Below are 11,119 nucleotides of genomic sequence, written 5' to 3' on the forward strand. Positions count from 1 at the left end.
TGCTGTCTCTAAGGGTCTTTGCACCTATTGAAATGCGTCACAAATATTTACACAACTGATGTATATATCAACTAGGTGATTTTATCTGCACCGTGTTAGGTGATTGACTTCACAGCCCTAAGTAATTGTTTGTTTTATTATATTGAAGATAATAAAACGTTAAATTGGGGCTATTAGATTGTCAATTGTCGTTACACAGAGTTTGATGAGAGTGAAAAAGATCATTGCGGAGCAGTTGCAGGCGGTTCGCGAAGGCTTGCTGTGGATACTGCCTTGTTTAATGATCATTTCATTGATCTTATTTGTTGCTTCTCTTGGCGAATTTTTGTTCGGTAAAGATGAGCAATGGGTCGTCACCCTGTTTCAACTCTACTATTTCGTTAACGACCTTTTCCCCATTCTACTTACTGCCGCTTTAGCGTATATCTTGGCCATGCGTTGGCGTCTGCCAAGACCTCCAATTGCGCTGGTGCTGATTGTTTATTTGTCTCTTTTTAATCAATTATTTAGCTATACTGGCAGTACGGTTGTCTTCGAATTGATCATTTCGATGATCACGCCGCTCTATGCCGTTCCTTTGATTTCCTACCTCTATAAACTGCGCTGGATGAAGTTTGTTCGTAACAACCATCTTGGCCGGATTGTAAAAGAATCACTCAACTTAATCTTGCCTTGTGTATTGGCGGGTATTTGTGTGTTGGCGATTAATGCTGCAATAATTTTTATCATCGAAGCGAGTAGCGTTTTATCTATTTTTGATATCCAATACAGTGATTCACCATTAGAATTTGGTGCGATTTTTGCCATGGTGAACTCGTTCCTGTGGTTTCTTGGTGTACACGGATACTACGGTTTATTGCCATGGGTTGATGTATTACAAGGCGCGGTTGATGTCGCGCAAAATGACATGCTGACTTATGGTGTCACTGACCATTTCGTTAACCATTCGTTCCTTGCGGTGTTTACGTTTGTTGGCGGCGCAGGTGCCACTTTAGGTCTGACGTGTGCGCTACTGCTATTGAGCACCAATCGCGCTTACCGACTGATTGCCTTAGCGAGTTTGCCATTGGGGTTATTGAACATCAATGAAGTACTGTTGTTTGGCTTACCCATCATCTTTAATCCGAGATTGTTTTTACCTTTTTTGCTTGCGCCAGTCGCCAATACTATCGTGGCTTATTTTGCAGTCAGTTTTGGATTAGTGAGCGCTCCGGTGACGGGAATGCCTTTTAGCAGTCCTGTCTTTTTTAATGCTTGGATAGTGACACAAGGCGATATCAACGCCAGCTTCTTGCAGTTATTCAACATTGGTGTATCAGGTTTGATTTATGCGCCTTTTGTTTTAATGCTAAACAAAACGATGGGTGAAAAAACCATCCAGTTCTCCTCGCTTGATACCACTTATTCGAGAAGAGCTGAAGAAGCACATACCCTTAGTGATGATCGTGTTACTCAGTTGGTCAATGCTCATAAACGTCAGCAAGATCTGGAGCGTAAACTGCACACGTTTACGGAAAAAGAATTTTGCATGGAGTACCAACCTCAGATTTGTCGAGTCACGGGGCAAGTTATTGGCAGTGAAGCTCTGATTCGCGCAATGGATAAACGAGGCAATATTGAATATCCGGGCGCATTTCTGCCTGCTTTCGAACAAGCGGGGTTGATGAAAGACATTGACCGGTGGGCGGTGATTCAGGTTGTGCATGACTTGAAGATTGCGATTGCTGAAGGGTGGGCGGTTCCGACCAGTGTTAACTTAACGCCAGAAACGATTATTGATACTGAGCTCATGACGCAGTTAACCTCCTATATCAGCAGAGTAGGAGAATATGTTCATGTTGAGATCACTGAGCAATCTCTACTGTTAGATAAGGATCTTGTTTCCGCTTCACTGCACGCCCTACACAGTGTTGGGGCGAAAGTTTATATTGATGACTTTGGTTCCGGTTTCTCATCACTGAGCTATCTCACTATGTTCGATATTGATGCAATAAAGATTGACCGTAGCTTCGTGCAAACGATTGAAAACATTAAAGGGCAGAAGGTCTTTAATGGCTTGATTAGTGTTGCTCAAGACCTTGATTTAGCGGTGGTGGTTGAAGGGGTGGAGACTGAAAGCCAACTTGAACGCATCCCATTACGCAACCATCTATCGATTCAAGGTTGGTTTTACAGTAAGTCGATTCCTTTAACGGGATTACGCCACTATGTAGCGGATCGTAATCGCGTACTCAACGAGCTAGAAGAGTCCTAACTGCGGCTCACTGAGGGTTTTGAAGTCGAGGCCGATAAACGGCAAAATGGCTTCTGCGACCGGTTTTAACTGTTTGTCGATATAGTGCTGATAGTCAATCGCACTGCTAAGATAATCTTTTGGCTCTGGGCCATTGATGGTCATCAGATATTCGATTTGGCCACGATTTTGGTATTGTAATGCGCGGCCTAGCTTTTCATTGATATTATCGGCCATACGTGCGGCTCTTACTTGTGGCGGCACGTTTTTCTGATAATCGCTTAATTTGCGACGTAATCTTTTTTGGTAAACTAAGCGCTCATCGTAACGTCCCGCTAAGGTATCCTCGACAAACTGGCGCACATAATCGGATGGGTCTTCACCGTGGAAAATCATCTGATAGAGTTGTTGTTGGAAAGATTGCGATAGCGGCGTCCAATCGGTTCTCGCACTTTCGAGACCTTTAAAAATGATCTTTTCTTGTTCACCTTCGCCAATTAATCCGGCATAACGCTTCTTCGACCCAGTCTCTTGGCCACGAATGGTCGGCATCAAGAATTTTTTATAGTGAGTTTCATACTCAATCTCAAGAATAGAGTTGAGGTTGTATTCTTGCTTGAGATGCTGCGTCCACCATTGGTTGATATGCTCGACTAACGATTGCCCAATCAGATCGGCTTGTGCTTGTGAAACTTGGCTATTGAGAGAGACAAAGGTTGAATCAGTGTCGCCATAGATCACCTGATAACCCTGATCTTCAATCAGTTTTTTGGTCTGTATCATGATTTCATGCCCACGCATCGTAATGCTTGAGGCAAGGCGAGTATCAAAGAAACGGCAACCCGATGAACCCAATACACCGTAAAAAGAGTTCATGATGATTTTGATTGCCTGCGAGAAAGCTTTTTCATTATTGCGTTTGGCTTCATCGCGCGCCGCCCACAAATTTTCGATCATCTTAGGTAAAAAATGTGCGTTACGATGGAACTGACCGCCGCGAAAGCCGGCCACAGCTTGGTTAGCGTTGTTACCTAATTCAAGTTTGAGTCCTTCTATCAGCCCTAATGGATCGATCAAAAAGGAACGAATAATCGAGGGGTAGAGGCTTTTAAAGTCCAACACGAGGACCGAATCGTATAGATTAGGAAGCGAGTCCATCACGTAACCGCCGGGACTCGCGAGCCAGTTTTCCGGCTGCAAGTTGGGCGCCACATAACCGGCGCGGTGAAGTTGTGGTAAATAGAGGTTGGTAAAGGCGGCAACGGAGCCGCCAATTCGATCCAATTCCACTCCAGTCAGTTTGCTACGTTCGATAGCAAACTCGAGTAAATGTGTCTGCTCAAATATCTTATTAACGAGAACGCAATCTTGTAGGTTGTAACGGGCCAGAGAGGGCTTATCATAACGATACATATGGTTAATTTCAGCCATACGATCGTGTACGTTGTGAATCTGCTTTCCTTCGCCCAATAGCTCTTGAGAGACAGACTCCAACGACCAGCGACGAAAGTGATAAGTGGCGGTTTTGAGTGTATCAATGCCATCCATTACGACGCGACCTGGAATAGAAATAAAACCTTGCTGGGTGGTATTTGAGCTTCTAAAAAAGCTAGCTTGATTAGCCCGTCCAAGTGCGAGTTTTACATTGTGCCATTCCGCCCGTTTGTGCAGCAATCGAAAGTCAAAATCAATCACGTTCCAACCAATAATCACGTCAGGGTCAAATTCCGCGAACCACGCGATTAAAGCTTCGAGCAGCGCTTTTTCATTACTGACCCACTGCATTGGCGTATCACATTCTTGCGACTCTCCAACCATGATCACGCGGCTATCCATCGGACTGGCTAAGCCGATCGAATACAACACCCCTTTTTCAGAGCATTCGATATCCAATGAGACGACGTTCAAATTAGGCTGGTAAGAGGCTTTGCGGCATTTAGCCTGCGTGACTTTTGTGTAGTCTTTACGCTGTGATTGAGAGCCAGTGAACTCAATCGCACCTTGAATAAAACGCTCCATCAAGAATCGGTCAGCAAGACGAATATCATCCTCATAAACCGTGATGTCATGTTGTTTTAGGCTCTCAGCGAGTTGACGAGCAGCCTTGATGGTATCGCAGTAACAAGCGCATAATGCTGCTTGATTAAAATGTTTCAGTGGTAATGGTTTAATTTCACAAGCAATATTGAGCTCCGCAGCAATTTGCATCGCACCAGCTTGCTGTTGCAGTTCAAGGAAAAATACTGGACGCTCACCATCAACCAACAGCTGATAGGGGCCTTGGTCTGTCGCCAGCCAGAGCTCAATTTGCGTGCTGTTATTGAGGTCGCGAGCTTGGCGCGTAAGTAAAAAACCTTGTTGAATCGTCAACGATGTATTCCTATCAATGGCGAGCGAATTATAGATGCATAGTCGCGGAGTGATTAGGGATTGTATTACGAGTCGACGAGCTGACGCAAAGTTAAAGCGGCTGGTGGCTGGAATTGTTGAATGAAAATGAAGTAGAAAAGGAGAGGGATACGAATACGTATCCCTCTTTGTCGGTGGCTCAGGTTCGGTTAGAAGTACAGATAGGCAGTGAGTTTGCCACTTAACTCTTCTTCTCCCCAATTGAAATAGCTCACTTGGCTGCGCAATGCGGTATTGCGACTAAGTTGCCAATGCCAACTGGCGGTTGCTTTGGCATTTTGATCGGCATCGCTATCTATCAGAGCAAGGTATTGGCCTTCTAGACCAATCCGGTGTTGGTCTGCGAGTTGGTAAATCAAACCCGCTTCGATGCCGGCGCCGAAGGTGGCCTCATAATCGGTTAGTTGACCTCCACTTATCTCAGCAGACAGTAAACTGTAAAAATGCAGCGTTTTTGCATCGCCCCATGCTTTACCGTAACCACCTTGGCCGAACCATCGACCTTCTAGCTTGCCGTCGTTTGGCATTCGGTCATAACCGATACGCGCATTCCATGCCAAACTATCAAAGATGCGATTGCTTGGCGCCAGAGCCATTGCATCGATAAGATAGAAACGATCGAAGCGCGAAGTGCCTTGTTCATCGACACTGACTTGTGTATCCAAGAAGCTGATTTTCGCTCCTGGAATAAAGCCTTGCTGTGAATCCAATAAATCGTGGTAAGCAACACGCCACTCTAACGTGGCTTGTTGACCATAGTGGTCACTATATTGGTAACTTAATCCGCTACGAGCAGAGGCATGGCCTTTTTCTGGTGAAATTTCCGGTGTAGGCGCTTGCGAAAACGGAGAATCGACTTTAATTCGGCTGCGTTGATAAAGCAGTTCGGTTAAACGCTTTGCGGTTGGGTCGCGTTCTAAGCCCAAGTCGTATAGCTCAAAGTTAAGCCACTCGTAAGAGAACTCTAAAATCGCCGCACGTTCGGTGTCACTGTATTCATCGGCAGAAGGAAAATCCCCTTGCTTGGCTGCAACCGCAGCATCAAAGAGTTCAGGATCAATTTCATTCGCTTGATGCAATAATCGTGTACCAAATGATTCGCGATAGTTGGGTTGCTCAAGCAGTCCCGCTTGATTCAACGCTTCTACGGTATCGGATGGAATCGCGTGCATCGGAAATTGTTCGACTAACGAGAGATCATCTCGTGCTAACTCAAGTAATGCGAGTAATTGGTAGGAACAGTTTTCATCAGCGAAATAGTAATCAAATTCTGCCCGTTGCATTTCCCAAAGGTGAAGCAGCACTCGCTCTACTTCTGCTTCATTTAATTTCAGACGATATTCCCAAATATCGCGTGATTCGATGTCGTTGTACTCGCGAACCTTGCGATAATAAGGCATGACAGTAAATCGACCGGGATAGCTGCCAATCAGCCCTTTAAGGGCATATAAAGCTGCGTTGTCGTCAGTTTCTGGTTCGGCCGCAAAGTTAATCGCAAACGCAACCAGCTCCTTATGACGAGTTTGGTCTTTGGCATCAATTCTTAATAGGGTGTGGCCAAACATCGAAGAGGGGTTGTTCATAAAGGCGGTCGGGAAAACCAAGGTTAACCCTTCTGGGTCGAGTACCTCACGCCATGTTTCTAACTCAGGACAGTTGAGATCCGCTTGTTCGCCTTTTTGGTTTTGCAGCCAAGTATAGCGCGCAGGGTACTGACAGCGAGTTTGCTCGGCTATCGAAGTATCTGCATTATAAAGCGCGTCGATGGTGGCTTGTAACTCACTTTGCGGTGAGCGATAGCCATCTTGGGCGAGGTAAAATTCGTCGTTATCCACCGTACTTTTATGGCTAGAAAGTGTCGCTGGTAAATAATGGCCTAGTTTTAACCAATACGGATCTTGGGCAAGCTGTTCGACGTTAAGGCTATTGGCTGAAAACGCCAGTGAGGATGCACATAATCCACATCCCGTGAGTAGTGCTTTAGATAATACAGAATAGTTCATTCAAATCCGTAGAAAGGTCATTGTGTAGATGGCTAAATACTCTCGAGGCAAAAGTACTTAACGATAGACACGGTCATATAAAATATGACCAGAGCCTCGTGATGAAGAGGCTGATATAAAAAAGTGCCCTAAAGAGGGCACTTTAATCACGAACTGAGTTCGAAATTAGATTGCGTAACCCGCTAGAGTTGCGTCAGCTGCAACTAGCGTGTTTAGGTTAGCAAATACTTCTTGAGAAGTTACGTTTTCAGATTTGAATACTTCTGCGAAGTTCTCTTGAGCTAGCTCGTTGAAAGCTGCTTTGTCAGAAGCTTGAACGCCCCATACTTCAGAAAGTGTTGCTAGAGTTTCGCCTTCACCTTTAGCGATATCACGAGCAAGGTTGTCCATGTTACCGTCGATGAAAAGAGCTAGCTTCTCAGAAGAAGAAATAGTGCCGTTACCGTCACAACCTAGAGTACCAAAAGTGATACCGAAAGTTTGGTTACCAGATGTACCGTTAGTCGTCGCACCTAGAATTTTAAATACTTTGCCTGACTTGCCGTCAAAAACCATAGTACCTAGACCACAACCGATGTCTGCATCAGCCATTGCAACATTAGAAAGAGGTAGTGTTGCAGCTAGAGCCGCCACTGCTAGTAGCTTTTTCATAAAATATCCTTAATCGTTATCGCTTTACCAACGTCACTCGTTAGTTTTTGGAATTGATAATACAAATTATCAACCGGAGCAAATTAAATGAAATTGGTTTCATTTTCAATGATTGTTACAAAATAAAAGCGACCAAAAACTCAAAATGCTAGCTATCTCAACACTTGACGCTAATCCATTGATAAACAGGATATTTGCTACTACGGCGTCATAACTAAAAATTAGTACTTGCTAAACTTTACATTTCAGCACATATTCATCGGAGTAGTATAAATTTCATTTTTTAAGTTAAAATAGGCAACTAAGTTGTTATCCACTGTCCTCGGTGGGTGCAGAGCCAATTAACATAGTGTGGAGATACAAGTGTGATTAGTGTTTTCCTTGTAGATGATCACGAGCTGGTTCGCACAGGGATACGACGTATTATTGAAGACGTCCGTGGAATGAACGTAGCAGGGGAAGCTGAAAGCGGTGAAGATGCAGTAAAATGGTGTCGTAATAACCATTCTGATGTCGTATTGATGGATATGAATATGCCGGGTATTGGTGGCTTAGAAGCAACCAAAAAGATCCTGCGTTTTAATCCAGATGTAAAAATTATCGTTTTGACTGTTCATACGGAAAATCCGTTTCCAACGAAAGTGATGCAAGCTGGTGCTGCTGGTTATTTAACCAAAGGTGCTGGTCCTGATGAAATGGTCAATGCAATTCGAGTGGTGAATAGCGGTCAACGCTATATTTCACCAGAAATCGCTCAACAGATGGCGTTAAGCCAATTTTCTCCAGCATCGGAAAACCCATTTGCCGATTTGTCTGAGCGCGAATTACAAATCATGATGATGATTACCAAAGGGCAAAAAGTGACTGACATTTCAGAGCAGTTAAGCCTAAGCCCAAAAACCGTCAATAGTTACCGCTATCGACTGTTTGCCAAATTGAATATTAGCGGTGATGTCGAATTGACCCACCTTGCTATTCGCCATGGAATGCTAGACACCGAGACATTGTAGTGAGTTCATCTTTCGACTCGGTCTCTTTCCTTAAGACAGTGACTAACCAACCCGGTGTTTATCGAATGTATAACGCCGAGTTGGTGGTTATTTATGTCGGCAAAGCCAAAGATCTCAAAAAACGCCTGTCGAGCTACTTTCGTAAAACGATTGATAGTGAGAAAACGCGCGCGCTGGTCAGTCATATCTTTAAAATCGATGTCACAGTAACCCATACTGAGACAGAAGCGCTGATCCTTGAACACAATTACATCAAGCAGTATTTGCCTAAGTACAATGTGTTACTGCGTGATGACAAATCCTACCCATATATTTTCATTAGCGCTCACAAGCATCCGCGCTTATCGATGCACCGTGGAGCAAAGAAGAAAAAAGGTGAGTATTTCGGCCCTTATCCCGATTCCGGGGCGGTGCGAGAAACCTTGCACTTGATTCAGAAAATATTCCCAGTACGTCAGTGTGAAGATACGGTTTATAGCAATCGAACCCGCCCTTGCTTGATGTACCAAATTGGCCGTTGTGCCGGTCCTTGTGTAAGCACCATTATCTCTGATGACGATTATGCTGAGTTAGTGGACTATGTACGGTTGTTTTTGCAGGGTAAAGACAAGCAAGTTCTGGAAACTTTAATCGGGAAAATGGAGCAAGCGAGTCAAGCGCTTAAATTTGAACAGGCGGCTAAATTTCGCGACCAAATTCAAGCCATTCGTCGCGTACAAGAGCAACAATTTGTCTCCGATGATTCGATGGATGACATGGATGTGCTCGGTTTTGCCCAAGAGAGTGGCATCGCCTGTATTCATATTTTGATGATTCGCCAAGGTAAGGTGTTGGGTAGCCGTAGTCATTTTCCTAAGATCCCCAACAATACCAGCCAGCAAGAAGTTTTTTACAGTTTCCTTAGCCAGTATTACCTTAGCCATAATGAAGCTCGGACTGTTCCGACTCGTATCATTTTGAATCAAGGGTTACTTGAGGATGTCGCGCCACTCCAAGAGGCATTATCAACTATCGCAGGGCGGAAAGTGCAATTTCATGCCAATCCTACAGGGATACGAGCCCGCTATTTGAAATTGTCCAACACCAATGCGTTGACCGCATTGACCAGTAAGATAAACCATAAGATGACAATCTCTCAGCGTTTTAAAGAACTGAGGGATCTGCTTGGGCTTGAGTCTATCCAGCGTATGGAGTGTTTTGATATTTCACACACCATGGGGGAGAGCACGATCGCTTCTTGTGTGGTGTTTAATCAAGAAGGCCCTGTGAAGCAGGAATATCGTCGTTACAATATCACCGGGATAACGGGCGGCGATGATTATGCTGCGATGGGGCAGGCGTTAGAACGTCGCTATTCAAAGCAACTTGATATTGAGAAGATTCCAGATGTGGTGTTTATCGATGGTGGCAAAGGGCAGTTAAATCGTGCTTATGAAATCATCAGTCAACACTGGCAAGATTGGCCGAAGCGGCCAAGGTTGATTGGTATCGCAAAAGGAGTGACCCGTAAGCCGGGCTTAGAAACGTTAATCACCACCGATGGTGAAGAGTCTCATCTTCCGAGCGATGCCCCCGCGCTACACTTAATGCAACATATTCGTGACGAAAGTCATAATCACGCCATTGCTGGTCATCGCGCCAAGCGTGGAAAAACCAGACGTACCAGTGCCTTAGAAGGCATAGAAGGAATTGGTCCTAAACGTCGTCAAGCTTTACTCAAATATATGGGTGGATTACAGGAGTTGAAACGAGCCAGTGCTGAAGAAATAGCCAAAGTACCAGGCATAAGTCATTCTTTAGCAGAAAACATTTATCAAGCATTGAAACAATAACAAAAATCCAGCACCATATGAGCCTGTTTTTAGGCAGTAAACAGCGCTATACGCAAACGATAAGAGCCAATAAATATGCGTTTCAACATTCCTAACATTCTTTCTCTATTACGACTGTTCTTAATTCCAGTTTTTGTCGTAGTGTTTTATCTTCCTTATAGCTGGGCGCCATTTGCGGCCGCTATGGTTTTCTGGGTGGCTGGTTTTACCGATTGGTTAGATGGTATGTTGGCGCGCAAGTTGGGCCAAACCTCGCGTTTTGGTGCATTTATTGACCCAGTGGCTGATAAAGTATTAGTCGCGACCGCCCTGATATTGATTACAGAACACTATCATAATATTTGGATTACCATCCCTGCAGTAACCATGATTGGTCGCGAAATTATTATTTCAGCGCTACGCGAGTGGATGGCTGAAATTGGCAAACGAGCGAGTGTCGCGGTTTCTTGGGTTGGTAAATTTAAGACGGTTGCACAGATGTTTGCTCTATGGGTCTTGATTTGGCGTTATGATGACTGGATGATTTGGCTGGGTTACGGCGCATTGTATATCGCGACATTCCTCACCTACTGGTCGATGGCCCAGTATCTGATGGCTGCTAAAGACGACTTGCTCGCTGAAGAGCATCAATGATCAATTTGAAAAGCGAACTTAGGTTCGCTTTTTTTTAATCTCAAAAAGCATTTTTAGTAGTAAAGTCATTAGATTAGCGCTTGAAACTGATAGAAAAATAGCCAATTCACGCTTGTTTGGCGGTAATTTAGCCAAACGATTCAAAAAACAAAAAATAGTGTTGACTCATCTGTGCGAATCCGTAGAATGCATCCCGTACCCAAGAGGAACGCAGTAATGCAAAGCTCGAAGGAACACGAAGGCGCCTTGGCAGAGTGGCTATGCAGCGGATTGCAAATCCGTGGACCTCGGTTCGACTCCGGGAGGCGCCTCCATTCTCTCTTAGATTTTAATGCTAAGATATGAGAA

The 11,119-nt window shown here is 44.5% G+C and carries 7 protein-coding genes and 1 tRNA gene; 5 read left to right on the plus strand and 3 right to left on the minus strand.

The window, feature by feature from the left end:
* Positions 1-205: 205 nt before the first annotated feature.
* Positions 206-2,254, plus strand: coding sequence for an EAL domain-containing protein (locus tag RH88_RS20575; protein WP_005599665.1), 2,049 nt, complete (start codon positions 206-208; stop codon positions 2,252-2,254).
* Here RH88_RS20575 and RH88_RS20580 read toward each other — a convergent pair.
* From RH88_RS20580 to RH88_RS20590, 3 genes are all read right to left on the minus strand, one after another.
* Positions 2,240-4,603 (minus strand): DNA polymerase II, encoded by a 2,364-nt coding sequence (locus tag RH88_RS20580; protein WP_005599667.1) that lies wholly within the window; start codon positions 4,601-4,603, stop codon positions 2,240-2,242. The genes RH88_RS20575 and RH88_RS20580 overlap by 15 nt on opposite strands.
* A gap of 188 nt (positions 4,604-4,791) precedes the next feature.
* Positions 4,792-6,645 carry an Lnb N-terminal periplasmic domain-containing protein gene (locus tag RH88_RS20585; RefSeq protein WP_005599668.1) on the minus strand — a complete coding sequence of 618 codons (1,854 nt, stop codon included), beginning with the start codon at positions 6,643-6,645 and terminating at the stop codon, positions 4,792-4,794.
* A 165-nt stretch (positions 6,646-6,810) separates the two neighbouring features.
* The gene (locus tag RH88_RS20590) at positions 6,811-7,296 is read right to left on the minus strand and encodes a DUF3015 domain-containing protein (RefSeq protein WP_005599670.1); all 486 of its coding nucleotides are present in this window, start codon (positions 7,294-7,296) and stop codon (positions 6,811-6,813) included.
* A gap of 365 nt (positions 7,297-7,661) precedes the next feature.
* On the opposite strand from RH88_RS20590, the gene uvrY reads away from it, so the two are divergent.
* The 4 genes from uvrY to RH88_RS20610 all read left to right on the plus strand — a co-directional run bounded on the left by uvrY (position 7,662) and on the right by RH88_RS20610 (position 11,085).
* A complete protein-coding gene (gene uvrY / locus RH88_RS20595; protein WP_005599671.1) occupies positions 7,662-8,306 on the plus strand; it encodes a UvrY/SirA/GacA family response regulator transcription factor in 645 nt (214 codons plus the stop codon).
* On the plus strand, positions 8,306-10,138 hold the full coding sequence (gene uvrC, locus RH88_RS20600) for an excinuclease ABC subunit UvrC (RefSeq protein ID WP_040758050.1): 1,833 nt from the start codon (positions 8,306-8,308) through the stop codon (positions 10,136-10,138). Before uvrY ends, uvrC begins: the two co-directional genes overlap by 1 nt.
* A 75-nt stretch (positions 10,139-10,213) precedes the next feature.
* A complete protein-coding gene (pgsA, locus tag RH88_RS20605) occupies positions 10,214-10,771 on the plus strand; it encodes a CDP-diacylglycerol--glycerol-3-phosphate 3-phosphatidyltransferase (protein WP_005599675.1) in 558 nt (185 codons plus the stop codon).
* Positions 10,772-11,011: 240 nt separating this feature from the next.
* Positions 11,012-11,085: transfer RNA gene (locus tag RH88_RS20610), tRNA-Cys, on the plus strand.
* The last annotated feature ends 34 nt before the right edge of the window (positions 11,086-11,119 follow it).

Origin of the sequence: Vibrio scophthalmi LMG 19158, assembly GCF_000222585.1 — a bacterium.
In the GTDB taxonomy this organism is placed as follows: domain Bacteria; phylum Pseudomonadota; class Gammaproteobacteria; order Enterobacterales; family Vibrionaceae; genus Vibrio; species Vibrio scophthalmi.

What these genes read in the sequence shown, in the direction of transcription:
- RH88_RS20575 (WP_005599665.1), top strand. Translation starts at nt 206, where the DNA reads ATGAGAGTGAAAAAGATCATTGCGGAGCAGTTGCAGGCGGTTCGCGAA.
- RH88_RS20585 (WP_005599668.1), bottom strand. Translation starts at nt 6,645, where the DNA reads ATGAACTATTCTGTATTATCTAAAGCACTACTCACGGGATGTGGATTA.
- RH88_RS20590 (WP_005599670.1), bottom strand. Translation starts at nt 7,296, where the DNA reads ATGAAAAAGCTACTAGCAGTGGCGGCTCTAGCTGCAACACTACCTCTT.
- pgsA (WP_005599675.1), top strand. Translation starts at nt 10,214, where the DNA reads ATGCGTTTCAACATTCCTAACATTCTTTCTCTATTACGACTGTTCTTA.